The following is a 26,124-nucleotide window of genomic DNA, read 5'->3' on the forward strand; positions in this document are numbered from 1 at the left end:
ATCTTGCCGCGCCATCAACCGGCGTTGGTTGACAACCATGGAACGACACATCCAGTGCCGTGTTCAAGCGTTGGTCGCGGGGATTATCAACATGCCACAAGTCGGTTACCCTGGCGTCGCGAGCGGTCGGGCGGCGTCGTCGAACAGGGGGCGGGTGGCTTCCTATCAGCAGCGCGCACGCGGCTTCGTCGGGATGTATGCGCTGCACTTCCTGCTGGCGGGCATCGCGGCGTTCGGATCGCAGGCGCTGCCGTCGGCCGCCTGGGCCTATGCGGCGCTCGCGATCTACATATCGCTTTGCCTGGGCATTCTGCGCACCTCGCCGGCCACGTTCCTGCTGTTCGTCCCGCTGCTCGCCAACCGCGCGACCGAGTTCATCTCGGGGGGTGCGATCGAGAGCGGCGCCTATATGATCGAGACGACGACCACCGGTCAGCCGACCGGTGCGTTCACGCGGCTGCTGCTGATCTACATGCTCTTCCTGCTGACCGCGACGTTCGCGGTGGAGGCGATGTGGCCGCGGCTGAAAGCGATGTTCCGCGACGCGCCAGCGCGTTGGGAGCGGCAGGCGCCGCTGATCTGGAAGGGGCTGCTCGCGGTCGTCGTCGTGGTGTCGCTGTACTTGATCCGGCTCGGCATCAACAACGGCTTTCCGTTGTTCAGCGGGATCGATCGGTTCGTCTACCTCGAAAAGCTCGACTCGCCACTCTATCAATCGTGGATGTCGAACCGGCTTGTCGTGGTGCCATTCGTGGGTGCGCTGTTTGCGCTTCCGGCCTATCGCGCGCGCGCCGGCCTCGTCATTCTGTGGATGCTGGCGACGTCGATCATCTTCGGCGAAAAATTCGGGTCGCTTCTGATGATCCTGAGCGTCTTCGGGATCCCGGCGGGCCTGGTGCATATCGCCAACGACCGCAAGATCCCCTTCAACTTCATCGCCGGGGTCTGCACGGCGATCATCGTCACCACCATCCCCGCGGTGCTGATCGCCTATGGCGCGCTGAACGATTTCGATGCGGCGGCGGAGCGATACGGACAGCGCGTTGCGCTTCAGGGTCAGCTGTGGTACGTGACCGACCTCAAATATATGTCGGCGACCAATTTCGACGACCGTGCGCTTGCGGCCGACATGTCGACGTGGTTCGATCCCGGGGCGCAGGAATCGACAAAGGCGGGAACGCGCTTCGGCCTCTATTACGTGATGCAGCGGTTCGCGTCGTCGCGGTTGCTCGGCTGGACGATGGAGGGCGGCAACGGCTTCATCGGTTCGCTCTACCCCTATCTGCTGATGACGATGGGCGTCGTGGGCATGCTGATCCTGTCGTCGATCATCGCGCTGTACCATGCCGTGGTCATGCGAATGCTGGCGGCGTCGTTCGCACAGTCGATCTGGATCGCAGGCTTGCTGTACAGTCGCGTCATGTCGTCCTTCTACGCGACCTATACCACCGGTTATTTGTGGAACATCTTCGGAATCAAGACGATCGCGACGTTGCTGGTCGCGCTGTTCCTGACCTGGGAATATGGTCGATCCACCAGCGTCAGCCGCCGATGGCTGGCCAAGGGGGCCGCAGCGAGCGCTCGGTCGCGTCGAGCGGCATGATGACGCCGCCACGCGATCGGCGCTCGTCTGTCGCCTGAAGCGACGCTCCGACTGGTCGCGACGGCGATCGCCTTGCATCCCAGCGCAGATTCACTCCGTTAGCGCGGGGTTCATGCGCCGCCGGTCCGCCGGCATCGTCGGTCGGCAAACGCGCCGAGTCGCGTAACACCCCGTAGGCATAGTTTGGGTCTGCTCGCCGATTGCAAAGCACGGCCGGCGCGCGATACAAGCCGGACAGCGCAACGTGTGTTGCATCCATAAAACAGCTATGCCACAGGATGGTTCATGACCCTCTCCGCCCCCGCTCTCCGCAACGACGATTTCACCGCGATGCGCCAGGCGATGGTCGCCAGCCAGCTGCGCACCACCGCGGTCACCGACCCCCGTGTGGTCACCGCCATGGCGGAGGTGCCGCGCGAGCGCTTCGTTCCCGCGCACGCGGTTTCGGTCGCCTATATGGATCGCCCGATCGATCTAGGGCAGGGGCGCGCGCTCAACGTGCCGCTTGCGACCGCGCGGCTGCTGGTGCAGGCGCGACTGCTGCCGACGGACCGCGTGCTGCTGATCGGGGCGGCGGGCGGCTATGCCGCCGCGGTTCTGGCGTCGCTGGTGGCGGAGGTCGTCGCGGTGGAGGCCCTCCCGGCGCTGGCGGCGCATGCGCGCGAGGCGATGGCGGGAACGCCGAACGTCACCGTGATCGAGGGTCCGCTGGAGCACGGCCATCCGGAGGGCGCGCCCTATGACGTGCTGATCGTCGATGGCGCGATCGAGGAACTGCCTTCCACGCTCGCCGGCCAGGTCAAGGACGGCGGGAGGATCGTAAGCGGGGTGATCGAGCGCGGCGTATTCCGTCTCGCGTCCGGCACGCACCGCGGCGCCGCGACCGCGCTGACGCCGTTCGCCGACATCGATTCGGTCCGCCTTCCCGGCTTCGCGCGCCCGCGCGGCTTCACCTTCTAAGGATCACGCCCTTGCGCCTTCGCCTGTCGTCGCTGTTGTCGTCGGTTGCGGTTCCGCTGGTGCTGGCCGGAGCGTTCCCGGCCGCGGCGGAGACGCTGCGCGAGGCGCTGGTGCGCGCATACCGGGACAATCCGACGCTGAACGCGCAACGCGCAGCGCAGCGCGCAAATGACGAGAACGTGCCGATCACACGCGCGCAGGGACGGCCGAACATCAGCGCGCAGGGCGGGCTCACCGACAATTTCCTGCGTGGCGGCAACAGCTTCACCACCCCGGAGCGCCGCCTCGACGCCCAACTCGGCGTCACGGTGCCGCTGTACCAGGGCGGGCGGGTGCGCAACGGCGTACTGGCGGCCGAGACGCGCGTCGATGCCGGTCGCGCCAACCTGCGCGGGACGGAGGCGACGACCTTCACCGATGTGGTCAGCGCCTATAACAACGTGATCCGCGACGAGGCGATCGTCGGGCTCAACACCCAGAACGTCCGCGTGCTGGAAACCAACCTGCGCGCCAGCCGCGATCGCTTCGAGGTCGGCGACCTCACGCGCACCGACGTGGCACAGTCCGAAGCGCGCCTCAGCCTCGCGCGCGCGCAGCTGCAATCGGCGCAGGCGACGCTGATCTCCAGCCGCGAGAATTACGTGCGGCTGGTCGGGACGCCGCCGGGGACGCTGGAGCCGCCGCCGCCGCTACCGCAATTGCCCGGCTCGCCGGACAACGCCGTCGACGTGGCGTTGCAGGACAATCCGAACCTGATCGCCGCGCGCCGAGTCCGCGACGCCACCGATTACGACATCCGAGTCGCGCGCGCCAACCGCCGCCCGACCGTTAATGCGACGCTGGGGCAGAACTACTTCAACTTCCTCGGTTCGCTGGGGCAGGGCAGCGCGGCGGGGCTGGGCAGCGTGCAGACCGGCAACGCGAGCAGCGCGGGCGTGACGCTGAACGTGCCGCTCTACCAGGGTGGGCGTCCCGGTGCACTGGTGCGGCAGGCGCAGGAATTGCGCGGACAGGCGATCGAGCAGGCGACCGCAGCCGAGCGGCAGGTGATCGCCTCGGCCCGATCGGCCTATGCGGTGTGGCGCTCCTCGCTGGAGGTGATCGCGTCGGCGGAAGCGGCCGTCAACGCCAACAAGCTGAGCCTTGAGGGCGTGCGCGCCGAGAACAGCGTCGGCACGCGCACCGTGCTCGACATCCTCAACGCCGAGCAGGAACTGCTCAACAGCCAGGTGACTCTCGTCTCGGCGCGCCGCGACGCCTATGTCGCCGGCTTCGCTTTGCTGGCGGCGATGGGGCACGCGGAGGCGGAAGACCTGGGACTGGACGGCGGGCCGCTCTACGATCCGACGATCAACTATGCGAAGGTGCGTGGCAAGCTGAACGACTTCGATGATGGTCGCCGTGCCGAGCCGGTGTCGAGCAGCACCGCGAACAGCGTGGCGCAGACCGCGGTGGTGACGCGCCCGCTCGACCCGCTGCTCGAAAGCAATGTTGACAGGACGCCCGCATTGACGACAGGTGTCGACACACCCCGTCCGTAAGGCATGGGGCCCGTGAGGTACGGGGGCAGCGTTGTGAGGACGACCCGATGGCGGATTTGAGCGGCGAGCCGTCGATGGAAGACATTCTCGCCTCGATTAAGCGGGTCATCAAGGAAGGCGAGGCGCCTGCATCGCGCCGGCCTGCCGCGCCCCCGGCGCCTGCGCCGCGTCCCAGCATCGACGATGACGAGGGGGCGGGCGATCAGATCCTAGAACTGAACGAGCCGCTGTCGCCACCGCCGCCGGAGTTTCCGCCTGCGCCGCCATCGGTCGCGCCGCGCGGAATGGAAACGTTCGCCGAGCAGCGGGCCGCGCCGCCGGTGGCGCCGCCGCCCGCTCCCGTCGCCGCCCGGACGCCCACGCCTACGCCGGTGCCGACGCCAGCACCGGTCGCGTCCGCCCACGACGACGATGCGCCACCGGTCGTCTCGCCCGCGACGCTCGAGGCGACGCGTGGGGCGCTCGGGGCGCTGTCGCGGCTGATCGTCAAGCCCGAACCGGAGAGCGACGGGACGCTGGAGGGGCTGGTGCGCGACATGCTGCGCCCGATGCTGAGCGACTGGCTCGACCAGAATCTGCCGCGGCTGGTGGAGCAGATGGTGGCGCGCGAGATCGCAAAGATCACGCAGCAGAACTGATCGGGTGGCTCCCTCTCCCTGGTGGAGAGGGGTGACGCCGATTGTCTCGCGTGCGACCTTCTGCTCTATTTCGCGCCATGAAGACCTTTTCCGTCGCGACCCTGCTCGCGCTTTCCGCCTTCGTTGCCGCACCTGCCGTCGCGCGGCAGCTCACCATCGACGACGTCGCCGCGCTGAGCCGCGTGGGTGCGCCCGCCGTGTCGAAGGACGGGCGCTGGCTGGTGTGGGCGCAGCGGGAAACAGACGTCGCCGCGAATCGCGGTCGCTACGATCTGTGGCGTCTCGATCTGTCTCGCGCGAATGCGAAACCGGTGAAGCTGGCCGCCGACCCGCAACTCGACGAGAACGACCCGCAGCTGATCGGCGACATCGTCTATTTCACCGCCGATGACGCGATCTGGTCGGTGCCGGTCACCGGCGGGACCCCTCGCCGGCTGACCGACTTCAAGGGCGGCTTCGGCGGCTTCAAGGTCGCGCCGACCGGTGACCGGCTCCTGATCTGGGCCGATCGTCGCCCGGGGGCGCCGACGCTGGAGCCGGCGACCGACAAGAAGGCCGCGAACGCCGGGGCTGGGCGCACCTACGACCAGCTGTTCGTCCGCCATTGGGATACATGGGCGGACGGGACGCGCTCGCAGCTGTTCGTGCTGCCGCTGACCGCCGCGGGTGCGCGGGGCAACGGGCGCGCGCTGGCCCCGACGTTGCTGGGCGACACGCCTTCCAAGCCGTTCGGCGGCGGCGAGGAAGTGACGTGGAGCCCGGACGGCCGCACCGTCTATTTCGCGTTGCGCGAGCCGGGGCGGATCGAGCCGCTGTCGACCAATCTCGATATCTTCGCAGTGCCGGCGGACGGCAGCGCGGCCCCGACCAATCTCACCTCCGCCAACCAGGCGACCGACACGCAGCCAGCCGTCTCGCCGGACGGACGCAAGCTGGCGTGGCTCGCGATGCGGCGGCCCGGGTATGAGGCGGATCGCTATGTGGTGACCGTACGCGATCTGGCGACCGGCAAGACGGTGTCGCTGACCGAGCGCTGGGACCGCTCGCCGGCGTCGCTGCAATGGGCACCGGATTCGCGATCGCTGTATGTCACTGCCGACGATACGCAGGAAACGCCGCTGTTCCAGGTCGATGCCTCCGACGGGCAGGTGACCCGGCTGACCGCTGAAGGACATGTGTCGGGCGTCGCGATCGGCGCGCGCAGCGTCGTGATCGCGATGAGCAGCCTGACGGCGCCCGACGATTTCTTCCGCGTCGGCCCACAGCGAAGCACGACGCGGCTGACCAGCGTCAATGCGGCGAGGCTGGCGGGGATCGACATGCCGACGGTCGAGCGCTTCAGCTTCAAGGGCGCGAACGGCGACACCGTATGGGGCTACGCGGTGCAGCCCTATGGCGCGCAGGGGAAGGTGCCGGTCGCGTTCATGGTGCATGGAGGGCCGCAGGGGTCGAGCAACAACAGCTGGTCGTACCGTTGGAACCCGGCGGTGTTCGCCGGGGCCGGCTACGGGCTGGTCGCGGTCGATTTCCACGGCTCGACGGGGTACGGGCAGGCGTTCACCGATGCGATCCGCAACAACTGGGGAGGGTGGCCGCTGGAGGACCTCCAGAAAGGGCTGGCCGCCGCGACGACCCGGTTCTCATGGCTCGACGGCGACAATGCCTGCGCGCTCGGCGCCAGCTACGGCGGCTATATGATGAACTGGATCGAGGGGCGGTGGCCCGACCGCTTCAGGTGCATCGTCCAGCACGACGGCGTCTTCGATGCGCGCGCGATGGCGTACGAGACCGAGGAGTTGTGGTTCGACGAGTGGGAGCACGGCGGAAAGGCGTATTTCGAGGACCCACAGGCGTTCGAGAAGTGGAACCCGGTCAATTACGTCGACAAGTGGAAGACCCCGCAACTGGTTATCACCGGCGAGAAGGACTTCCGTATCCCCTATACGCAGGGGCTGGCGGCGTTCACCGCGCTCCAGCGGCGTGGCATCCCGTCGCGGTTGCTGGTGTTCCCGAACGAGAACCACTGGGTGCTCAAGCCGTCCAACTCGCGGCAGTGGTACGGCGAGGTGATCGGGTGGATGGATCGCTGGACGAAGGGCGCCGGCGCGCGCTGATCCGCGGTCAGGCGGCGGTGAGGCGCGGGTGCAGTTCGCGCTCCTCCCACGCCAGCCGCATGCGCAGCCGCCGCTGGAGCGTGTGAACCGCGTCGCAATAATCGTCCCATTCCGCCGGGATTCGCGCAGGCGGCCACGCGCCGATGTGCGCGCTATAGTCTCGCAGGATCGCCTGCATGTCGGTCGTCATCGCCTCGGCGAGCGGCGCGCCGGGCAGCGCAGCCTGCGTCTGCGCCTCCTCGTCCGCACGGTGGCGTTGCAGCAGTTGCGAAAAGGCGAGACGTTCGCGCAGCATCGCGGCGCCGGTCGTCGCATGCCCCTGCGTCAGCAGCGCCGCGAAGCGTTGCATCGCTGCGCGTATGTCGTCGTGATCCTCTTGCAATTGCCCCATGGGTCCGCCCGCTCTTTACCGAAGGCGGCACTAGGCGCGATGGGTTAAGCAACTCTTGGCGGGCGGCTTCTCAGCGCGGGACGCTATGGCTACAGACACGCTCATGACCGAGCTTCCGAAGACCTTCGACCCTGCCGCCATCGAATCCAAATGGTATGCCCATTGGGAGAGCAACGGGCTGTTCCGCCCCGATCGTCCGACGGCCGAGCCGTGGACGATCGTCAATCCGCCCCCCAACGTCACCGGCTCGCTGCACATCGGCCATGCTCTCGACAACACGTTGCAGGACATCCTGACGCGCCACGCGCGATTGAAGGGCAAGGATGCGTTGTGGGTGGTGGGAACCGATCACGCGGGCATCGCGACGCAAATGGTGGTCGAGCGGCAGATGGCCGCCAAAGGCGAGAAGCGCACCGACCTGACCCGCGAGGATTTCGTCGCCAAGGTCTGGGAATGGAAGGCGGAAAGCGGCGGACAGATCACGCGCCAGTTGCGCCGGCTCGGCTGCTCGATGGACTGGGCGAACGAGCGGTTCACGATGGACGAGGGCTTCAGCAAGGCGGTGCTGAAGGTGTTCGTCGAGCTGCACGCGCGCGGCCTGCTGTACCGCGACAAGCGTTTGGTGAACTGGGACCCGGGCCTGGGCACCGCGATCAGCGACCTGGAAGTCGAGACGCGCGAGGTGCGCGGCAGCTTCTGGCACCTGCGCTATCCGCTGGCGGATGGTTCGGGGCATATCACGGTCGCGACGACGCGGCCCGAGACGATGCTGGCCGACATGGCGGTCGCGGTGCATCCCGACGACGAGCGCTACCAGGCGCTGGTCGGGCAGCAGATCCGGCTGCCGATCACCGGGCGGCTGATCCCGATCGTCGCCGACGAACATGCCGATCCGGCGCTGGGATCGGGCGCCGTCAAGATCACGCCGGGGCATGATTTCAACGACTTCGAAGTCGGCCGTCGCGCGGGGATCGAGGCGCGCGACATGCTCAACATGCTCGATGCGCAGGCGCGCGTGGTGCAGACCGCCGACGGGTTGATCCCGGAGGCTTTCCTCGGCCTCGGCACGGCCGAGGCGCGCAAGGCCGTGGTCGCGCGGCTCAAGGAAGAGGGCGTGCTGATCCCGCATGTCGACAAGGACGGCGTCGAGCACGACGCCGAGGCTCGCACGATCCAGACCCCCTATGGCGACCGCTCGGGCGTGGTGATCGAGCCCTGGCTGACCGACCAATGGTATGTCGACGCCGCGACGCTTGCCAAGCCCGCGATCGAGGCGGTGCGGACGGGCAAGATCAAGATCGTGCCGAAGACGTGGGAGAAGACCTTCTTCAACTGGATGGAGAACATCCAGCCATGGTGCGTCTCGCGGCAATTGTGGTGGGGGCATCGCATTCCGGCGTGGTTCGCGGACGATGGCCGCATCTTCGTCGCGGAAAGTGCCGAGGCGGCGCAGGCGCAGGCCGGCGAGGGTGTCGCGCTGCGGCAGGACGAGGACGTGCTCGACACGTGGTTCTCCAGCGCCTTGTGGCCGTTCGCGACGATGGGGTGGCCCGAGAACGGCGACCCGACGCTTGGCGGGCGTTATCCCAACGACGTCCTGATCTCGGGCTTCGACATCCTGTTCTTCTGGGATGCGCGCATGATGATGCAGGGCGTCGAGTTCATGGGCGACGTGCCGTTCAGGACGCTCTACCTGCACGGGCTCGTCCGTGCGGCGGACGGCGCGAAGATGTCGAAGTCGAAGGGCAATACCGTCGACCCGCTCGGCCTGATCGACGCGTACGGCGCGGACGCGCTGCGCTTCTTCATGGCGGCGATGGAGAGCCAGGGTCGCGACATCAAGATGGATGAGAAGCGCGTCGAGGGTTATCGTAACTTCGCGACAAAGCTGTGGAATGCCAGCCGCTTCGCCCAAGCCAATGGTATCGGCGGATCGACCACGCTGGAGCCGCCGGTGGCGACGCTGGCCGTCAACAAGTGGATCATCGCCGAGACGGTGCAAACCGTGCAGACGGTCGATCTGGCACTCGCCGACTATCGCTTCGACGCGGCGGCCAACGCGATCTATCAGTTCGTGTGGAGCCGGTTCTGCGACTGGTACCTGGAGCTGATCAAGCCTGTCTCGAGCGCGGTCGAGAGGGGCGTTATCGATGCGGAGACGAAGGCGGTGGCCGGCTGGGTGCTCGACCAGATCCTGGTCCTGCTTCACCCGTTCATGCCGTACATCACCGAGGAATTGTGGCACGCGCTCAGCACCCGCGAGCACGATCTGATCGTCGCGCATTGGCCGATGGCGGATGCGCGGGCGCTCGACCCGGCCGCGACGATGCAGATCGGTCGCGCAATCGACCTGATCGAGGCGGTGCGCGGCGCACGCGCGGAACTGAACGTGCCGCCGGGGGCGAAGATCGCGCTCCACACCGGCGCCGGCTCGGTGCCGGCGGATATCGCGCCGTATGTCGAGCGGCTGGCGCGCGTCACGCTGACGGGGGGCGACGCGCAGGGCGCGCGCGCACCGATCCTGTGGGGGGCGGAGACGTTCGCGCTCGCACTGGAGGGTGTGATCGATCTCGAAGCCGAGCGGCAGCGGCTGGGCAAGTCGCTGGCGGCCGCGGAGAAGGAGCGCGATGCACTCGCTGGGCGGCTGGGCAATGCCAGCTTCGTCGAGCGCGCCAAGCCGGAAGCGGTCGAGAAGGCGCGTGCCGATCATGCCGAGAAGAGCGCGGATGCGGAGCGCTTCGCGGCGGCGCTGGCGCGGCTGGGGTGAGGACTGCTTTCACCCTCACCGTCATTCCCGCGAAGGCGGGAACCCAGACGCGCAGGTCTTTCGATAGAAGCGCGACGTCGGAGGTTCTGGATCCCGCCTCCGCGGGGATGACGGGGATGACGGGGGTGGCGGGACATCGTCACCGTCACGACACCCCCGTCGTGCTCACCGATACAGGCTCGCCGCGTCGGCCTTGAACGACGCGCCGCTGTCGCTGCGGCTATAGAACATATGCCCGCCCGGGTAGACGCGCAGCTGCACACGCTCGGGCGCGCCAAACGCCGGCATCTGGTCGACGATCAGCCGCGAGGCGAAGAACGGGCAGGACAGGTCGTCCCAGCCGTGGACGATCATCACCTTCATCTTCGGATCGTTGGCGATCGCCTTGCGCAGGTCGGTAACCGGTGTGTCGGCAGGCTGGCCGCGGTCCCAGGCGGCGTTCACCGCATAGGATAGCGCATTGTAGCGGGCGTCGGTCTTCCAGCCGACCTCACGCGTGACGAAGTCGACCATCGCGCTGGTAGTCGGGGCAATCAGCGAGTCGAGCAGCGGATCGTTCGATTCCTGCCGCGGCGACCACGGGAAGGGATCGAAGGCGGTGACGTTCGAATCGTAGATGCTGCCGATCGTCCCATTCGCGCGGTGGATCTCGCGCAGGTAGGTGCGGCTGTCGACGCGCCCGCCCATCTTCTGCACCAGCGCGGGGTCGAGCCCGGTCAGCCGGGTGACGTTGGCGACGACGCGCTGCACCGCTTCCGGGTTCGCGCGACCGAGCAGCAGGTCACGGGCATAATCGCCGCGCACATAGGCCTCGACCTCCGCCATCGCCGCCGGGGTCAACTGACCCTTGCGCTCCAGATTGGCCGCGGCCATCGACGGCAGGTCGATCATCCACGGCAGCGGCGACAGCGCGGTGCCGTTGTCGCCCGAGGCGGGGTCGAGGTAGGGCGACACCAGGATCAGCCCGTTCAAGCCGACGCCGATCTGCGATTGCAGCTCATAGGCGATGCGCGGGACGCGGTAGCCGCCATAGCTTTCGCCCATCACGTACTTGGGGGAGCGCAGCCGGCCTTCCTTGACCAGCCAGTCGTAGACGACCTTGGAGAGGTATTTGATGTCGGGATCGTTGGCGTAGAAGGCTTTTTTCGTCTCGTCCTTGTCGACGAGGCTGCGGCTGAAGCCGGTGCCGATCGGATCGATGAAGACCAGATCGGTCATGTCGAGCCAGCTGTTGGGATTGTCGCGCGCGATCGGCGCGTCGGAGGGGGCGTCGCCCTGCGCGCCGAACTGCACGCGCTTCGGCCCGACCGCGCCCATGTTGAGGTAGACCGAGGCCGCGCCGGGGCCGCCGTTGAACGCGAAGGTGACCGGGCGGGCGACCTCGCCGCCGGGGACGGTATAGGCGGTGTAGACGACCTGCCCAATCTCCTTGCCCTTCTCGTCGCGTACCGCAATCGTGCCGACCGTCGCCTTGTAGGTGATCGTGCGGCCGCCGATCCGCGCGGTCTGCGTGATCGTCTTGTCGTCGGGCAGCGGCGGCAGCTTGAGCTTGTCGTCCTCCTGCTTCTTCTCGACGGTGGTGGTGGTCTTGTCGGTCTGCGCGACCGCGGGCGACGTGGTGGCGAGCAGCAAAGCGGCGAGGGAGAGCGAACGGGCGATCATCGGCGGGAAGGCATCCGGAATGGAGCGCCGGCGGGGTGCCGGGGCGGATGCGGTGCATGCTACAGGCTGCGCGGCGTGGCGCAATCGGTCGTCTATCGCTGATGGACGGCGGCGCGGTAGGTGACGACCTCGTAGGTGGCGCGGCGGCATTCGGCGACGAGGCGCTCCTCGGCGAGCCGGAAGCGGGCGCCGTCCCAGGCGAAGGCGCGCCGTGTGCCGCATCCGCTCGCGCCGATCGGCGGCAAGATCGCCGTATAGCGTCGCTGTGCGGCGTCCCATGCGCCGCCTGTCGGTACGCCGTCGTCGAATATCGCAGGCTGTGCATCGCCCTTGTCGGGCAGGACGTACGGCCGCGATCCGGTGCAGGGGCTGTCGAGCGCGAGCAGGCTGTGTTGCGCGTCCAGCCGCTCGGCGCGGGTCACGAAGGGGCGACAGCGCTTGTCGGGGGCGGACGCCAGCTTTTCCAGCATCTTGCGGGGCGGCAGTCGCGGTGAGCGCGGGTCGGGCGCGGTTGCCTCGATCGTCGCTGGCGGCGGCGCGGGGCGTTGCGGCGCGTGGGCGATGGCGTCCGCGGCGGCTGTTACGCCTGTCAACGACACGCGGCGGAGGTGCTCGCCCGCGCCGATCGTCAGCATGCGCCCGCGACGGATCGCGGCTGCCAGCTTGCCTTCGAACGGCAGCGACAGACCCGCTGCGCGGCCGGGCGCGACCAGCTCGGCCACGATTTTTCCGTCGATGGTCAACGGGATGCGCGTGCCGGGGGCGATCGTCGCGTTGATGGGGAGGTCGAGGACGGTCGCGTCGTCGGTTCGGCGGAGAACCGCGAGTGGGTAGAGGGTCGGGTCGCCGCCCGCCGGTACTTGCGACAAGGCGTGGCATTGGGCGCGATAATCGCACACGATCAGCCAGTTACCCGACGTGACCGGCGGTGCGCCTGCCAGGGCCGCGGCCTGCATTGCCAGGAACGCGGCGGTCATTCGCGGACGACCCTGGCGCGCCACACGGTCAAGTAATTGGGATTGCCGCGACATTCGCCCATGGATTGCTGCTCCACCAACCGCAGGCGGGTGCCGTCCCAGACGAAGCTCTGGCGGACGCCGCAATCGCCCAGTCCGCGGCCCTTGGCGTAGCTGGTCAGCACGCCGCCGTCGACGTCGCCGTTGATGACGCTGTGCACCGGTGTTCCGGAATCGGCGCCGGTCTCCTCGAAGCCGGAAGGCGCATCTACTTGCGCAGGCTCGGCTTTTCCGTCGCGGACGACGAACAGCGCGTCGATCTCGTTGTACGCGCCCGAGGAACAGGGGAGCAGCACGAGCGTGGCGCCGTCGGCCAGCGCGTGGGCGCGCGGCGCCTGGCCGGGGAGCGGGGGATCGCAGCGTGCGGTGCGGGCCATGGCGGCGAGCAGCGCCGGCGGCAGGGTCGCCGCGGTGCCGGAAAAGGCCACCGAACGGACCCGCGGTAACGCAGCTGCGCCCAAAATAGCAGCCCCGGGACGCTCACCACGCGCGACAAAGGCGGTGACGGTGCCAGCGCGTTGCTGTTCGGCGTCGATATAGCGCAATGCCGCCGACGCACCCGCCGGCGAGACCGTCGCGATCCGCGCGCCACGCCCATCCAGCACCTCGATCGCGCGCGCTTCGACCAGCGCCCGCGCCAGCGCCGCGGCGCTGGGTCCGCTCAACCCGTCGCCCGCCACGGTGAAGCGCCGGCCGTCGATCGCGAGCGCGGCGGGGGGCGGCACGTCGTCCTGCGGCGAGGCCAGCGCGATCTCGACCGCGCCGGCCGGGCCAGCGGCGCGCGTGACCTGGATCGTCACGCGCGGGAAGTCGGCGCCGGTGCCGAGCGACGCCATCGCGCAGGTGCGGACGTTGTCGCAGGCGACCGTCCAGTCGCGGAAGGTCTTCTGCTCGCCGGGGCGCGGGATAGCGTGATCGTCGCGTGGGAGCGGCGCGGATGCGGGCGCGGAGTTCGGTGTGGAGGCGGTCGCACTGGGCGTGGCAGTGGGACGCGCCGGATCCGGCTGCCCCTGCGAACAGGCGGCCAGTAGCAGGCCGGCGGCCAACACGCTTCTTTTCATCGCCGTCCCCCTGGCTGCTGGCGCATTCTCGCGGCACCGGGTTAAAGGCGCGTCAACATGAACGGGAGATGGCAATGCAGGTGATCGGCGTGATCGGCGCGGGACAGATGGGTGCGGGAATCGCGCAAGTGTCCGCAGCGGCCGGGTTCGACGTGCTGCTGGGCGATGTCGACCAGGCGCGCGCCGAGGCGGGCAAGGCGGGCATCGCCAAGCGGCTGGCGCGCGCGGCCGACAAGGGGCAGATCGACGCCGCGGCGCGCGACGCGACGCTCGATCGCATCCGCGCGGTGGCGGGCACCGCCGAACTGGCGCCATGCGACCTGGTGATCGAGGCGGCGACCGAGCGCGAGGAGATCAAGCGGCGGATCTTCGCCGATGTCGGTGCGGTGCTGCGCGCGGAGGCGGTGCTGGCGTCGAACACCTCGTCGATCCCGATCACGCGGCTGGCGCAGGCGACTCCGGACGCAAGCCGCTTCATCGGCGTGCACTTCTTCAATCCGGTCCCGGTCATGGGACTGATCGAGGTGATTCGCGGGCTTGCGACCTCCGACGCGACCGTCGCCACGATCGAGCGCTATGCCGAGCGGCTGGGCAAGGCGGTGGTGCGCGCCAACGATGCGCCGGGCTTCATCGTCAACCGCGTGCTGATGCCGATGCTGAACGAGGCGTGCTTCGCACTGGGCGAGGGCGTGGCGACGATCCGTGACATCGACCTGGCCTGCCAGCTGGGGCTCAACCATCCGATGGGGCCGCTGACGCTGGCCGACTTCATCGGGCTCGACACCTGCCTGGAGATCACGCGCGTGCTGTTCGAGGGCACCGGGGATCCGAAGTTCCGCCCCGCGCCGTTGCTGGTCAAATATGTCGAGGCCGGCTGGTACGGGCGCAAGACCGGGCGCGGCTTCTACGACTATACGGGCGCGGAGCCGATGCCCACGCGCTGAGGGCGTTTTCTCCCGTTCGCTCAACCGGGCGCGACCATTCTTGCGCCCGGCGGTCGGTCGCCGTACCAGCCACGATATGAGCGACAACGTGCAGCCGTCCGATCCTAACAAGCACGACGATGTCGACCCGACCGGACTGGCGGCGGGTCGTCCGGCCAAGGGGACGATGGACGTCGGGGCGAGCGAGCCGATCGAACGCCCCGGGCTGCACCATTGGCGCGAGAGCACGATCACCGACCCCGATCTGCAGGATCGCGGCGGCGTGTTCTTCGCCGCGATCGAGATGACGCGGATGCCGATGCTGCTCACCGACCCGAACCAGGACGACAATCCGATCGTCTTCGCCAACAAGGCGTTCCTCGACCTGACCGGTTACGAGGAAGCCGAGGTGATGGGGCGCAACTGCCGCTTCCTGCAAGGCGCGCAGACCGATCGCGCCGCGGTGGCGGAATTGCGGGATGCGGTGGACTCGCGGTCGTCAATCGCGCTGGAACTGCTCAACTATCGTCGCGACGGCTCGGCGTTCTGGAACGCGGTGTTCATCGGCCCGGTCTATGACACCGCCGGCAAGCTGCAATATTTCTTCGCCAGCCAGCTGGACGTCACGCGCCGCCGCAATTCGGAGCAATCGTACCGGCAGGCGCAGAAGATGGAGTCGATCGGGCAGCTGACCGCGGGGCTGGCGCACGACTTCAACAACCTGCTCCAGGTCGTGAACGGCAATCTGGAACTGGTCGCGCACACCAAGGACCCGGAGCGCGTCAAGCGTTACGTCAGCGCGGCGCAATCGGCGGCCGAGCGCGGGGCGAAGCTGACCCGCCAATTGCTGGCCTTCGCGCGCAAGACGCGGCTGGAGCCGCGCCCGCTCGACCTGACGAAGCTGGTGTCGGACTTCAGCGATTTGATCGAAAGCTCGGTCAACAAGCAGGTCGAGATCCACCTGAGCCTGCGCCGCGGATTGCAGCATGTGGTGATCGACCCCGATCAGCTCGAGATGGCGCTGCTCAACATCGTCAACAACGCGCGCGACGCGATGCCGGACGGGGGGCTGGTGACGATTTCGACGATGCCGCGCCACCTGAACGGCGACGCCGCCGCGCACGACCTGCCGTCGGGCGACTACGTGGTGCTCCAGGTCGAGGACACCGGCCACGGGATGAGCGCGGAGGTGGTGGAGCGCGCGACCGAGCCGTTCTTCACCACACGCGGGACCGGCAAGGGCACCGGGCTGGGGCTCGCCATGGCCAGCGGGTTCGTGCGGCAGTCCGGCGGGCGGCTGGAGATCGAGAGCACGTTGGGCAAGGGCACGCTGGTGCGGATGCTGTTCCCGGTCATGCAGTCCGGGCGCAACCACGTGGCGGACGCGGCGCAGGTGGCCACCGCCGACGTAGCGCCGGAGCCGGGGGGCGCGCAGCACATCCTGGTCGTCGAGGACAATGACGAAGTGCTGGCGATCGCGCGCGAGATCCTGGAAAGCTCGGGCTATCGCGTGTCGACCGCGATCAGCGGCGAGGAGGGGCTGAAGTTCTTCGAGGCGACGCACGGCGAACAGCGTATCGACCTGCTGTTCACCGATCTGGTGATGCCGGGCGGGATGAACGGGTTGATGCTGGCCGATGCGGTGGTCGAGCGCGATTCGAGCGTCTCGGTGCTGATGACGACCGGGTATAACGAGGAACTGGTGGTCGGCGGGCCGCGCGCGCGCGCCACCGACGTGCTGAGCAAGCCCTATCGGCGCGCCGAATTGCTGGACCGGGTGCGGCTGGCGCTCAACCGGCGTGGCGAGGGCGCGGCGCGGCGGCCGCGTTCGGATTTCGGGGCGGTGCAGGAATAGGGCGGGGGTGTTCCCTCCCTCGCCCCTCTGCGAGGGAAAAGGGAGGGAAGGCCGCTCAGCGCAGGCAGGCGTCGAGGCCGGAGCGGCGGACGATGCCGACGTAGCGGGCGATCTGGTTGCCGCGGCGGCGCACGAAGCCGGTGGGGGCGACCGCCTCGCGCTTCTTGGGGAGCGGGAGTACCGCGGCGATGCGGGCGGCCTCGGTCGGGGACAGCGTGGCGGCGGAATGGTGGAAGTAGCGCTGCGCCGCCGCCTCGACGCCGTAGGTGCCGATGCCGGTCTCGGCGATGTTGAGATACACTTCCATGATCCGCCGCTTGCCCCAGATCGTCTCGATCAGCAGCGTGAACCATGCCTCCAGCGCCTTGCGGACGTAGCCGCCGCCCTGGAAGAGGAAGGCGTTCTTGGCGGTCTGCTGGCTGATCGTCGAGCCGCCGCGGATGCGCCTGCCGTTGGCGTTGCTGGCCGCGGCGCCGGCGATCGCGCGCCAATCGAACCCGTGATGGGTGCAGAAGTGCGCGTCCTCGCCCGCGATCGCGGCGCGGGGCATATCGGCGTCGATCGCCGAAAGCGGCGTCCAGTCCTTCGTCACCGAATGGCCGCCGACGAGGTCGCCCGCCATCGTCATCGTGAAGGGCACGGGCACGAACTTGTAGATCGTCACCCAGAGGAGCGAGAGAAGGACGAAGCCGAGGCCGATCTTCAGCAGCAGGCGGAGCGCGGTGAACATGGCGCTGGTGCTAGCGGGCGGGGGGCGGGTGGCTCAAGTCCGACGTGCGGCGACCGGTGCGGTTGAGGTTGGGTGCGATTGGCCCGACCAGCGCTGCGCCCGATCGATAATCAGGTCGGCGGCCCGAGCCGCTCCCGCCGTCATTCCCGCGCAGGCGGGGATCCAGACGCGCGTCGCCCCGCTTGTAGAGCCGAAACGCCAGAGGTTCTGGATCCCCGCCTTCGCGGGGATGACGGAAGAGGGCGGGGATGACGGAAGAGCGGGGGATGCTTTCGATCGGCAGGGTAGGCGCCTGGGGCACGCCCTTCGACAGGCTCAGGGCGAACGGTACCGAGAGGGCAGGCAATACGCCTGCCCGCCCCGCTCGCCGATCACGCGGTCAGCAGCCTTTTGTCGCCGGCCAGCCGCATCATCGCGCGCTGGAGCTTCTCGAACGCGCGCACCTCGATCTGGCGGACGCGCTCGCGGCTGACGCCGTAGACCTGGCTGAGTTCCTCCAGCGTCTTGGGGTCGTCGGTCAGGCGACGCTCGGTCAGGATGTGCTTCTCGCGGTCGTTGAGGTCGCCCATCGCGTTCATCAGCATGTCGTGGCGGACGTCGGCCTCCTGCTGGTCCGCGACGACGCTGTCCTGCAAGGGGGCGTCGTCCTGCAGCCAGTCCTGCCACTGACCCTCGCCATCCTCGCGCATCGAGACGTTGAGCGAGGTGTCGCCGCCCATCGCCATGCGGCGGTTCATGCTGACCACGTCCGCCTCGGTCACGCCGAGGTCGGTGGCGATCTTCTGGACGTTTTCGGGCGTCAGGTCGCCGTCCTCGAACGCGTCGAGGCGGGCCTTCATGCGGCGCAGGTTGAAGAAGAGCTTCTTCTGCGCGGCGGTGGTGCCCATCTTCACCAGGCTCCACGAGCGCAGGATGAATTCCTGGATCGAGGCGCGGATCCACCATATCGCATAGGTGGCGAGGCGGAAGCCGCGATCGGGCTCGAATTTCTTCACGCCCTGCATCAGGCCGATATTGCCCTCCGAGATCAGTTCGCTGACCGGCAGGCCGTAGCCGCGATAGCCCATCGCGATCTTCGCGACGAGGCGCAGGTGGCTGGTCACCAGCTGCGCGGCGGCATCGGTGTCGCCGTGCTCCTGAAAGCGCTTGGCGAGCATATATTCCTGCTCGGGCGCGAGGATCGGAAACTTCTTGATCTCCGACAGGTACCGATTGAGGCTCTGCTCCCCGCCGAGCGCAGGGATCGTCGCGGGGACGTTGCTGCGGGTTGCCATGATCCTTGATCTCCCTTCCTTGCGGAATACGCGGGGGCGCCCCAGCTGATGCGCCGACAGCGTTCCGTTCCTATACGATAAGCTGACTGAACAGTTCCTGCATGTCCGGCGGCATCGCGCTGTCGAAACCCAGCGTTTCGCCGGTGATCGGATGGACGAAGCCGAGATGCGCCGCGTGGAGCGCCTGTCGCCGGAAGTTCAGCGCGTCGAGCACGCCTTTGTGCGCCTGTTTTGTTCTACCATAGACCGGGTCGCCCAGCAAGGCGTGGCCGATCGACGCCATGTGGACGCGCACCTGGTGCGTGCGGCCGGTTTCCAGCCGACATTCGATCAGCGTGGCGTCGCGCAGCAGCGTGACCGTGCTGTAGTGCGTGACCGCGCGCTTGCCGCCCTGGACGATCGCGACCTTCTTGCGGTTGTTGGGCGAGCGCGCGAGGGGAGCGTAGACGGTGCCGGCGGGCGGAACCGGGCGGCCGCCGGCGATCGCGCGGTAGCGGCGGTCGATGCTGTGCGCGGCGAACTGCTTGGCGAGGCCTTCGTGCGTGCGGTCGGTCTTCGCCGCGACCATCAGCCCGGAGGTATCCTTGTCGATGCGGTGGACGATGCCGGGACGCGCAACCCCGCCGATGCCGGACAGCGAGCCATGGCAATGGTGGAGCAGCGCGTTGACGAGCGTGCCGTCGAGATTGCCCGCGGCGGGGTGGACGACCAGCCCGGCGGGCTTGTCGACGACGATCAGATGCTCGTCCTCGTAGGCGATCACGAGCGGGATGTCCTGCGCCTCGTTATGCGCGGGGGTGGGGGCAGGGACGGCGACCTGGAAGGCCTCGCCGCCCTTCGCCTTGCGCGACGGGTCGCGCATCGCGGTGCCGGCCTGCGTGACCTGTCCGGCGTTGATGAGCACCTTCAGCCGCTCGCGCGACAGGGTCGGCACCGCGTCGGCGAGCGCACGATCGACCCGCCAGCCGTCGGACGCCGGCGCGATCGTCGCTTCGATGATGATGACCCCCCGGTCCATTGCTAGGCTAGATGGCGATGATGTTGGAAATTACAATCGCCCAGCGAAACGATCTCGTCGCACAGGCCGCGGCGTCGGCGGACGAGGTGTGCGGACTGCTGCTGGGAACCGGGCTGCGGGTCGAGCGGCTGGCGGCGTGCCGCAACGTCGCCGCGACGCCGGCGGTGCGGTTCGAGATCGACCCGGCGGCGCTGATCGCGGCGCACCGCGCCGCGCGCGGCGGCGGGGCGGGGGTGATCGGACATTATCATTCGCATCCGTCGGGGCTGGCGCGCCCGTCCCCGCGCGATGCGGCCGATGCCGCGCCCGACGGCAGCGTCTGGGTGATCGTCGCGGGGACGCAGGTGACCGCATGGCGCGCGGTGGACGGGGGCGCGGTGCACGGGCGGTTCGATCCCCTGCCGCTGAACCTAGGCGGTTGCGCCGGCCCCGGCGACTCGGCACAAGATGCCGACTTTACTCGCGCGTAGGTACACCCCCGCCATGACCATCAGCCCGGTCGACTTCGCTTCGCTGCTCTGTTCGCGGCTGTGCCACGATCTGCTGTCGCCGGTCGGTGCGCTGAACAACGGGCTGGAACTGCTGAACGACGAAACCGACCCGGAGATGCGCGCGCGGTGCATCGAGTTGCTGAACGACAGTGCGCGGGTGTCGGCGAACAAGCTGAAGTTCTTCCGGCTGGCGTTCGGCGCGGCGGGCGGGTTCGGCGAGCGTGTCGACGTGCGCGAGGCGCGGCAGGCGATCGAGGGGCTGCTGGGCGACAACAAGCGCCTGCAACTGCACTGGATGGTCGAGGAGGCCGAACTGCCCAAGGCGGCGGTCAAGGTGCTGCTGAACCTGGCGATGATCGCGGGCGACACGCTGGTGCGCGGCGGCACGGTGACGATCGGTGTGGAGGAGGGCACGGAAGCGACCGAGATCGTGCTGCGCGCCGAAGGGCCGCGTATCGTGCTGGACCCCGAATTGCGCACGATCCTGACCGAGGGCGCCGCGGACACGGCGGCGGTGACCCCGCGCGCGTCGGCGGCGTTCCTGGTCCATACGTTGGTCGCCGAGGCGGGCGGATCGGTGGTGGTGAGCGAGGATGCCGGCGACGCGCTGATGTTCGGAGCGGCGCTGCCGCATCGTTGATGCGGGGGACTGCTTTTCTTTTTGCCCTCGCCCCGTGACAGGGGAGAGGGATAGCGGAGCTTGCCAGCCTGGCTGGCTAGCGCAGCTTGGGTGAGGGGTCGAGCGAGCCTGTGGCTCGCGCGGTCGCGCGTGCGAGCGCCACCCCTCACCCAGCTTCGACTAAGCCTTCGCTTTTGCGAAGACCAAGTCCGCGCATCTATCTCCCCTCTGCGAGGGGCGAGGGAAGGGCGCGCAACCGCCTGCGGTAAAGACCCTTTTAACGACTGACGTGCGATGCCGCCCCGACAGCGAAGGCGACGGGACCGCATGGACGATCTGCTGCAGGAATTCATTGCCGAGACGCGCGAGACGCTGGAGGCGATCTCGGGCGAGATCGTCGGCTGGGAAGCCGATCCGAGCGACCGCGCGCGGCTCGATTCGATCTTCCGCTTCGTGCACACGATCAAGGGCAGCTGCGGCTTCCTGGACCTGCCGCGGCTCGCCCGGCTGAGCCATGCCGCCGAGGACGCGCTGGCGGCGGTGCGCGCGGGCGAGCGTGCGCCCGACCAGGCGCTGGTCACCGTGATCCTGGCGATCATCGACCGGATCGGCGAGATCGTCGAGGCGATCGACGCGGGCGAGGCATTGTCCGAGACGGGCGAGGCGCTGCTGATCGCGGCGCTGGACGGCGCGCTGGCGGGCGATACGGTGGAGGTCGCCGAGGCGGCGGTCGATGCGCCGACGACGACGCAGGCGGCGCGCGCCGCCCCGAAGCGCTCGGTGCGGCTGTCGGTCGATCTGCTCGACCGGATGATGAGCGGCGTGTCCGACATGGTGCTGGCGCGCAACCAGCTGGCCAGGCACCTTCGCATGATCGACGACCCGCGGCTCGAATCGATGCTGGAGCGGTTGAGCATCTCGGTCGACGAACTGCGCGACACGGTGACGCGGACGCGGATGCAGCGCGTCGAATCGCTGTTCTCGGCCCTGCCGCGGCTGGCGCGCGACGCCGCCGCCGCGCTCGACAAGTCGGTGGCGCTGACGATCGAGGGCGGAGACGTGGAGCTTGATCGCGAGATGATCGAGCTGCTGCGCGATCCGCTGGTCCACCTGGTCCGCAACGCGGTGGACCACGGGATCGAGGATCGCGCCGGGCGGTTGCTGGCGGGCAAGCCGGTCGCCGGGCAGCTGCGGATCGTCGCGCGGCAGGCCGGCAACCTGATCATCATCGAAATCTCCGACGACGGACGCGGGATCGACAGTGACCGTCTGCTCGCCAAGGCGCTGCGGGAACAGCCGGCGCGCGCCGCCGAGCTGGCGATGCTCGACGAGGACGGGCGGCTGCGGCTGATCTTCGAGGCCGGACTGTCGTCGCGCGACGAGGTCACCGCATTGTCGGGGCGCGGCGTCGGCATGGACGTGGTGAAGGCCAATGTCGAACAGGCCGGCGGGCGCATCTCGCTGACCAGCCGGCCGGGGCAGGGGCTGACGATCGCGCTGGAGGTGCCGCTGACGCTGGCGATCCTGAACGCGGTGCTGGTCGATGCGGCGGGCACGCGTTTCGCGATCCCGCGCCAGTCGGTGGACGAGATCGTGGCGGTGGACGGCGGCGCGGTGCGCGTCGACCGCGTCGCGGGCGGGGCGGTGGTGCTGCTGCGCGGGCAGCGGTTGCCGATGGTGTCGCTGCCGGTGCTGCTGGGGCAGGCAGGCAACGGGCCGGCGCCGCGCTATCTCGCGATCGTGTCGCTGCGCGAGGGGCGGTTCGCGCTGGCGCTCGACGGCGTGCGCGATACCCAGGAACTGGTGGTCAAGCCCGCCGCGCCGGCGGTGATGTGCGCGGGGCTTTATGCCGGGCAGATGCTGCCGGACGACGGCGCGCCGATCCTGCTGCTGGATTGTTCGGCGATCGCGACGCGCGCGGCACTTACGTTCGAGCGCGCCGATGTCGCCGCGGCCGAGGTCGAGACGGTCGAGCCGGTGCGCGCCTTGCTGTTCGACGATATCGACGGCGTGCGCCGCATGATCGTGTCGGATGCGGTCGACCGGATCGAGGGCGTCGCCGCGGGTGCGGTACGCGCGCTGGCCGGCGGGCTGTGGCTGACGATCGGTGATCGCTCGATCCCGGTCTGGGCGGGCACGGGTGCGATCGCGGGGGCAGTGCGCAAGGTGCTGCGCCTCCAGCTCGACGGGCAGGAACTTGCCTATCCGATCGCCGACCCGATCGAGATCGTGCCGCTGCCCCCCGAACTCGCGCCCGCCGCCGACCCGCACGGCGTGATCGCGGGGCTGGCGGTGATCGACGGCGAGCCGATCGAGCTGGTCGATCCGCTGGCGCTGTTCGCGGATGCCACCGCCGTCGCCGAGCGGCCGTTGTGCCTGCTGCACGGCGCGGAGAGCGGGTGGATGGAGGCGTTCCTGAAGCCGGCGATCGAGCAGGCCGGCTACCGCGTGGTCCGCAAGGCGCCGCCGGGCGTGCCGGTCGCGCTGGCGCTGGCGATGGACGACGATGTCGAGGTGCCGCCGGCGCCCGCGCTGCGGCTGAGCCGCGAGCGTGGACGCCCGCTCTACCGGTTCGATCGCGCCGCGTTGATCGCCGCGCTGAAGGGATATGCCGCATGAGCGGGACGTTGCATCTGGTCGCGCGGGTCGGCGATTGCGGGTTGCTGTTCGATGCCGGGCGCGTCGATTCGGTCGTCGAGGTCGGCAGCACGGTGCCGGCGCCGGGCGCCGCGCCGGCGGTGATCGGGCTGGCGGCGATGCGCAGCCGCGTGGCGACGGTCATCGACGTGCGGCCGCTGTTCGGCGGCGAACCGGTGGTCCGCGACGGACGCGGGGGACGCGCGGTGGCGACGCTGGTCGACGGGCATCTGTATGCGATCGCGGTCGACGCGCTGGAGGATGTCGCGACGTTCAACCTGGCGCCCGCGGCGATCGCCAATGCGCACACCGGCGACTGGGACTTCGTCACCGCGGTCGCCGAGGGCGCGGGCGAGACGTTGCTGGCGGTCGATATCGACCGGCTGGTCGCGCGCGCCAGCGGGCTGGGCTGAGCACGACCATTAACTCCATCGTTACTGCGCCGCGCGCATGGTGCGGCATCACCAGGATAACGGAAGCATCATGAAGACCTGCCTGATCGTCGACGATTCCAAGGTGATCCGCAAAGTGGCGCGCCACATCCTGGAGGCGCTGAACTTCTCGGTATCGGAAGCCGGGGACGGGCGCGAGGCGCTGAGCCTGTGCCGGCAGTCGTGCCCGGACGTGATCCTGCTCGACTGGAACATGCCCGTCATGAGCGGGATGGAATTCCTGCGCGCGATGGGCGAGGAGCCGCTGCCGCACCGCCCGAAGGTGGTGTTCTGCACCACCGAGAACGGCATGGCGCATATCCGTGCCGCGATCGAGGCGGGCGCCGACGAATATGTCATGAAGCCGTTCGATCGGGAGACGCTGCACAGCAAGCTCCAGATCGTCGGCGTCGCGTAACCCCGCCCCCGACCGCGCGGCGCGCCCAGCCATGACCCAGCGTCCCCATTGCGACGCGGCCGAGCGCGACCCGCCGCGCGTGCTGATCGTCGACGATTCGGCGGTCGCGCGCGCCGCGCTGTCGCGGTTCGTGACCGCTAGCGGGCGGTTCGCGCTGGCCGGCGCGCTGCCCGACGCGGCGCGGGCGCTGGCCTTCCTGCGCCACGAACGCGTCGACTTCATCCTGCTCGATCTGGTCATGCCGCATCAGAGCGGGATCGAGGCGCTGCCCGACCTGCTGGAAGCCGGCGGTGGCGCGCGGGTGCTGGTGGTGTCGAGCTCGGCGGCCGAAGGCGCGGCGGTGACGATGCGCGCGCTGGCGCTGGGGGCGGCCGACACGCTGGTGAAGCCGGGGATCGGTGCCTTCGCATCGCGCTTCGGCGAGACGTTGCTGGCGCGGCTCGACATGCTGGCGGCCGGCGGAGAGGCGCGCCCCGCGCCGCGCCGCGCGACCGTGCTGGCGCCGCCGCCGTTCGACGCGATCGCGATCGGCGCCTCGACCGGGGGGATCCATGCGCTCGCCTCGCTGCTGGAGCAGGTGCCTGCGCATGTCGCGCAGCCGATCTTCATCACCCAGCACCTGCCGCCGTCCTTCTCGCCCTATTTCGCGGTGCAGGTGGGCGTGTCGGCACACCGCCCGTGCGCGATCGCGCAGGAGCGCGGGGGCGTGCGCGCGGGCGAGGTGCTGATCGCGCCGGGCGACGCGCACCTGCTGGCGGTTTCGGGCCCCGACGGGCAGGTCGCGACGCGGCTGTCGCAGGCGCCCAGTCCGACCGGCAATCTGCCGTCGGTCGACCCGATGTTCGCCAGCCTGGCGCAGGTCTATGGCCCGCGATTGCTGGCGATCGTGCTGACCGGCATGGGACGCGACGGGCTGGAAGGCGCGCGGGCGGTGCGCGCGGCGGGCGGCACGGTCGTGGTGCAGGATCGCGAGTCGTCGGTGGTGTGGGGGATGCCGGGGGCGGTCGCCGCCGCCGGGCTGGCCGACGCCGTGCTCGCCCCGCACGAGATCGGCGCGATGATCGCGGCGCGGCGCAGCGGGGCGCGCGCATGAGCAGCGGCGAGCTCGATCCCGGCTCCGCGCGCGTCTTCGCCGCGTTGCTGGAGGCGCGCACCGGGCAGCGGATCGCCGCGGGGCGCAGCTGGCGGTTCGAGGCGGCGCTGGGGCCGCTCCTGCAGGCGCAAGGGCTCGAGAGGATCGAGCAGCTGGCCGCGCGGCTGATCGAGGGGAAGGACAAGCTGCTGGCCGACCGGATCGTCGACGCGCTGCTCAATCAGGAGACGTCGTTCTTCCGCGATGCCGGGGTGATCGAGGCGGCGGTGGAGGCGTGCCGCGATCGCGCGCCGCTGCGCGTGTGGTGCGCGGCGTGCGCGACCGGGCAGGAGCCGCTGTCGGTGGCGATGCTGTTCGCCGAGGCGAAGGGGGCGATGCCGGAGATCGTCGCCACCGACGTGTCGAACGCCGCGATCGCGCGCGCGCGCGACGGCAGCTATACGCAATTCGAGATCCAGCGCGGGCTGCCGGTGCGCAGGATGGTCAGCTGGTTCGAACCGGCGGGCGAGCATCACTGGCGCGCCGCCGCGACGTTGCTGGGGGCGATCCATTACCGGCGGCACAATCTGGTCGTCGATGTCCCCCCCGCGGGCGAGTTCGACCTGATCCTGTGTCGCAACGTGCTGTTCTATTTCGCGCCGCCGCTGCGCGAACGGGTGCTGGAGCGGCTGGCGGGGGCGCTGAAGCCGGACGGGCTGCTGCTGCTGGGGGCGGGGGAGACGGTGATCGGCCAGTCCGACCGGCTGCGCCCCAGCCAGCGCGCGCGCGGCTTCTACGAGCGCGTCGCCGGCGACGACGACCGCAACCGGGTTTACACGGGCCGCTGATTTCGCGACGGAACGCGCCACGGGTGAACGGTGGCGAGGTGAGTGGTGGTGGCGT

General features: G+C 69.2%; 22 protein-coding genes. 15 read left to right on the forward strand and 7 right to left on the reverse strand.

Features of this window, described 5'->3' with window-relative positions; genetic code table 11:
- The first annotated feature begins 154 nt into the window (after nt 1-154).
- The 5 genes from J2Y58_RS14865 to J2Y58_RS14885 all read left to right on the forward strand — a co-directional run bounded on the left by J2Y58_RS14865 (nt 155) and on the right by J2Y58_RS14885 (nt 6,856).
- Nucleotides 155-1,603 carry a DUF6418 domain-containing protein gene (locus tag J2Y58_RS14865; RefSeq protein ID WP_310104570.1) on the forward strand — a complete coding sequence of 483 codons (1,449 nt, stop codon included), beginning with the start codon at nt 155-157 and terminating at the stop codon, nt 1,601-1,603.
- Between the two features lie 285 nt (nt 1,604-1,888).
- Nucleotides 1,889-2,563, forward strand: coding sequence for a protein-L-isoaspartate O-methyltransferase (locus J2Y58_RS14870; protein ID WP_310104573.1), 675 nt, complete (start codon nt 1,889-1,891; stop codon nt 2,561-2,563).
- 11 nt (nt 2,564-2,574) lie between these two features.
- Entirely contained in the window at nt 2,575-4,104 is a 1,530-nt protein-coding gene (locus J2Y58_RS14875; RefSeq protein WP_310104576.1) for a TolC family outer membrane protein, read from the forward strand.
- 47 nt (nt 4,105-4,151) lie between these two features.
- Nucleotides 4,152-4,742 carry a DUF2497 domain-containing protein gene (locus J2Y58_RS14880; RefSeq protein WP_310104579.1) on the forward strand — a complete coding sequence of 197 codons (591 nt, stop codon included), beginning with the start codon at nt 4,152-4,154 and terminating at the stop codon, nt 4,740-4,742.
- A 77-nt stretch (nt 4,743-4,819) separates the two neighbouring features.
- Nucleotides 4,820-6,856: a S9 family peptidase gene (locus J2Y58_RS14885; protein WP_310104581.1), complete on the forward strand. Its 2,037-nt coding sequence runs from the start codon at nt 4,820-4,822 to the stop codon at nt 6,854-6,856.
- Nucleotides 6,857-6,863: 7 nt separating this feature from the next.
- On the opposite strand, the gene J2Y58_RS14890 is transcribed toward J2Y58_RS14885, so the two are convergent.
- Nucleotides 6,864-7,247, reverse strand: coding sequence for a hypothetical protein (locus J2Y58_RS14890; protein WP_310104584.1), 384 nt, complete (start codon nt 7,245-7,247; stop codon nt 6,864-6,866).
- A 103-nt stretch (nt 7,248-7,350) separates the two neighbouring features.
- Here J2Y58_RS14890 and J2Y58_RS14895 point away from each other — a divergent pair, with 103 nt between their 5' ends.
- Nucleotides 7,351-10,014 (forward strand): valine--tRNA ligase, encoded by a 2,664-nt coding sequence (locus J2Y58_RS14895; RefSeq protein WP_310104587.1) that lies wholly within the window; start codon nt 7,351-7,353, stop codon nt 10,012-10,014.
- 165 nt (nt 10,015-10,179) lie between these two features.
- Here J2Y58_RS14895 and J2Y58_RS14900 read toward each other — a convergent pair whose 3' ends face one another.
- From J2Y58_RS14900 to J2Y58_RS14910, 3 genes are all read right to left on the reverse strand, one after another.
- The gene (locus J2Y58_RS14900; protein ID WP_310104590.1) at nt 10,180-11,676 is read right to left on the reverse strand and encodes a S10 family serine carboxypeptidase-like protein; all 1,497 of its coding nucleotides are present in this window, start codon (nt 11,674-11,676) and stop codon (nt 10,180-10,182) included.
- 92 nt (nt 11,677-11,768) lie between these two features.
- A complete protein-coding gene (locus tag J2Y58_RS14905; RefSeq protein ID WP_310104593.1) occupies nt 11,769-12,653 on the reverse strand; it encodes a hypothetical protein in 885 nt (294 codons plus the stop codon).
- Nucleotides 12,650-13,753, reverse strand: a complete 1,104-nt coding sequence (locus tag J2Y58_RS14910; RefSeq protein ID WP_310104594.1) for a DUF1176 domain-containing protein — start codon at nt 13,751-13,753, stop codon at nt 12,650-12,652. The genes J2Y58_RS14905 and J2Y58_RS14910 overlap by 4 nt, the downstream gene beginning before the upstream one ends.
- A gap of 74 nt (nt 13,754-13,827) precedes the next feature.
- On the opposite strand from J2Y58_RS14910, the gene J2Y58_RS14915 reads away from it, so the two are divergent.
- Together J2Y58_RS14915 and J2Y58_RS14920 are read left to right on the forward strand one after the other, a co-directional pair.
- Nucleotides 13,828-14,697, forward strand: coding sequence for a 3-hydroxybutyryl-CoA dehydrogenase (locus J2Y58_RS14915; RefSeq protein WP_310104596.1), 870 nt, complete (start codon nt 13,828-13,830; stop codon nt 14,695-14,697).
- Between the two features lie 76 nt (nt 14,698-14,773).
- Entirely contained in the window at nt 14,774-16,531 is a 1,758-nt protein-coding gene (locus tag J2Y58_RS14920; RefSeq protein ID WP_310104599.1) for a histidine kinase famiy protein, read from the forward strand.
- A gap of 55 nt (nt 16,532-16,586) precedes the next feature.
- Here the strand turns inward: J2Y58_RS14920 and mtgA are convergent, their stop codons facing one another.
- The 3 genes from mtgA to J2Y58_RS14935 form a co-directional block, all read right to left on the reverse strand.
- A complete protein-coding gene (gene mtgA / locus J2Y58_RS14925) occupies nt 16,587-17,261 on the reverse strand; it encodes a monofunctional biosynthetic peptidoglycan transglycosylase (RefSeq protein WP_310104601.1) in 675 nt (224 codons plus the stop codon).
- Between the two features lie 371 nt (nt 17,262-17,632).
- Nucleotides 17,633-18,535 (reverse strand): RNA polymerase sigma factor RpoH, encoded by a 903-nt coding sequence (rpoH, locus tag J2Y58_RS14930; RefSeq protein ID WP_310104604.1) that lies wholly within the window; start codon nt 18,533-18,535, stop codon nt 17,633-17,635.
- Nucleotides 18,536-18,605: 70 nt separating this feature from the next.
- Nucleotides 18,606-19,553: an RluA family pseudouridine synthase gene (locus J2Y58_RS14935; RefSeq protein WP_310104605.1), complete on the reverse strand. Its 948-nt coding sequence runs from the start codon at nt 19,551-19,553 to the stop codon at nt 18,606-18,608.
- Nucleotides 19,554-19,570: 17 nt separating this feature from the next.
- Between J2Y58_RS14935 and J2Y58_RS14940 the strand changes: the two genes are divergently transcribed.
- From J2Y58_RS14940 to J2Y58_RS14970, 7 genes are all read left to right on the forward strand, one after another.
- Nucleotides 19,571-20,023 (forward strand): M67 family metallopeptidase, encoded by a 453-nt coding sequence (locus J2Y58_RS14940; protein ID WP_310104732.1) that lies wholly within the window; start codon nt 19,571-19,573, stop codon nt 20,021-20,023.
- Nucleotides 20,024-20,036: 13 nt separating this feature from the next.
- Nucleotides 20,037-20,684 (forward strand): histidine phosphotransferase family protein, encoded by a 648-nt coding sequence (locus tag J2Y58_RS14945; protein WP_310104607.1) that lies wholly within the window; start codon nt 20,037-20,039, stop codon nt 20,682-20,684.
- A 306-nt stretch (nt 20,685-20,990) separates the two neighbouring features.
- The gene (locus J2Y58_RS14950; RefSeq protein WP_310104610.1) at nt 20,991-23,282 is read left to right on the forward strand and encodes a chemotaxis protein CheW; all 2,292 of its coding nucleotides are present in this window, start codon (nt 20,991-20,993) and stop codon (nt 23,280-23,282) included.
- Nucleotides 23,279-23,713, forward strand: a complete 435-nt coding sequence (locus tag J2Y58_RS14955; RefSeq protein ID WP_310104613.1) for a chemotaxis protein CheW — start codon at nt 23,279-23,281, stop codon at nt 23,711-23,713. The genes J2Y58_RS14950 and J2Y58_RS14955 overlap by 4 nt, the downstream gene beginning before the upstream one ends.
- Before the next feature lie 70 nt (nt 23,714-23,783).
- Nucleotides 23,784-24,149, forward strand: coding sequence for a response regulator (locus tag J2Y58_RS14960; RefSeq protein WP_310104616.1), 366 nt, complete (start codon nt 23,784-23,786; stop codon nt 24,147-24,149).
- 31 nt (nt 24,150-24,180) lie between these two features.
- Nucleotides 24,181-25,242 carry a chemotaxis protein CheB gene (locus tag J2Y58_RS14965; RefSeq protein ID WP_310104618.1) on the forward strand — a complete coding sequence of 354 codons (1,062 nt, stop codon included), beginning with the start codon at nt 24,181-24,183 and terminating at the stop codon, nt 25,240-25,242.
- Nucleotides 25,239-26,069: a protein-glutamate O-methyltransferase CheR gene (locus tag J2Y58_RS14970; RefSeq protein ID WP_310104620.1), complete on the forward strand. Its 831-nt coding sequence runs from the start codon at nt 25,239-25,241 to the stop codon at nt 26,067-26,069. Before J2Y58_RS14965 ends, J2Y58_RS14970 begins: the two co-directional genes overlap by 4 nt.
- The last annotated feature ends 55 nt before the right edge of the window (nt 26,070-26,124 follow it).

Origin of the sequence: Sphingomonas sp. BE138, from assembly GCF_031456125.1 — a bacterium.
GTDB lineage: Bacteria > Pseudomonadota > Alphaproteobacteria > Sphingomonadales > Sphingomonadaceae > Sphingomonas.

Excerpts from the sequence above, each read along its gene's own strand:
- J2Y58_RS14870 (WP_310104573.1), top strand. The coding sequence starts at position 1,889 with ATGACCCTCTCCGCCCCCGCTCTCCGCAACGACGATTTCACCGCGATG.
- J2Y58_RS14880 (WP_310104579.1), top strand. The coding sequence starts at position 4,152 with ATGGCGGATTTGAGCGGCGAGCCGTCGATGGAAGACATTCTCGCCTCG.
- J2Y58_RS14885 (WP_310104581.1), top strand. The coding sequence starts at position 4,820 with ATGAAGACCTTTTCCGTCGCGACCCTGCTCGCGCTTTCCGCCTTCGTT.
- J2Y58_RS14890 (WP_310104584.1), bottom strand. The coding sequence starts at position 7,247 with ATGGGGCAATTGCAAGAGGATCACGACGACATACGCGCAGCGATGCAA.
- J2Y58_RS14895 (WP_310104587.1), top strand. The coding sequence starts at position 7,351 with ATGACCGAGCTTCCGAAGACCTTCGACCCTGCCGCCATCGAATCCAAA.
- J2Y58_RS14900 (WP_310104590.1), bottom strand. The coding sequence starts at position 11,676 with ATGATCGCCCGTTCGCTCTCCCTCGCCGCTTTGCTGCTCGCCACCACG.
- J2Y58_RS14905 (WP_310104593.1), bottom strand. The coding sequence starts at position 12,653 with ATGACCGCCGCGTTCCTGGCAATGCAGGCCGCGGCCCTGGCAGGCGCA.
- J2Y58_RS14910 (WP_310104594.1), bottom strand. The coding sequence starts at position 13,753 with ATGAAAAGAAGCGTGTTGGCCGCCGGCCTGCTACTGGCCGCCTGTTCG.
- J2Y58_RS14915 (WP_310104596.1), top strand. The coding sequence starts at position 13,828 with ATGCAGGTGATCGGCGTGATCGGCGCGGGACAGATGGGTGCGGGAATC.
- J2Y58_RS14920 (WP_310104599.1), top strand. The coding sequence starts at position 14,774 with ATGAGCGACAACGTGCAGCCGTCCGATCCTAACAAGCACGACGATGTC.
- mtgA (WP_310104601.1), bottom strand. The coding sequence starts at position 17,261 with ATGTTCACCGCGCTCCGCCTGCTGCTGAAGATCGGCCTCGGCTTCGTC.
- rpoH (WP_310104604.1), bottom strand. The coding sequence starts at position 18,535 with ATGGCAACCCGCAGCAACGTCCCCGCGACGATCCCTGCGCTCGGCGGG.
- J2Y58_RS14935 (WP_310104605.1), bottom strand. The coding sequence starts at position 19,553 with ATGGACCGGGGGGTCATCATCATCGAAGCGACGATCGCGCCGGCGTCC.
- J2Y58_RS14940 (WP_310104732.1), top strand. The coding sequence starts at position 19,571 with ATGATGTTGGAAATTACAATCGCCCAGCGAAACGATCTCGTCGCACAG.
- J2Y58_RS14945 (WP_310104607.1), top strand. The coding sequence starts at position 20,037 with ATGACCATCAGCCCGGTCGACTTCGCTTCGCTGCTCTGTTCGCGGCTG.
- J2Y58_RS14950 (WP_310104610.1), top strand. The coding sequence starts at position 20,991 with ATGGACGATCTGCTGCAGGAATTCATTGCCGAGACGCGCGAGACGCTG.
- J2Y58_RS14955 (WP_310104613.1), top strand. The coding sequence starts at position 23,279 with ATGAGCGGGACGTTGCATCTGGTCGCGCGGGTCGGCGATTGCGGGTTG.
- J2Y58_RS14960 (WP_310104616.1), top strand. The coding sequence starts at position 23,784 with ATGAAGACCTGCCTGATCGTCGACGATTCCAAGGTGATCCGCAAAGTG.
- J2Y58_RS14965 (WP_310104618.1), top strand. The coding sequence starts at position 24,181 with ATGACCCAGCGTCCCCATTGCGACGCGGCCGAGCGCGACCCGCCGCGC.
- J2Y58_RS14970 (WP_310104620.1), top strand. The coding sequence starts at position 25,239 with ATGAGCAGCGGCGAGCTCGATCCCGGCTCCGCGCGCGTCTTCGCCGCG.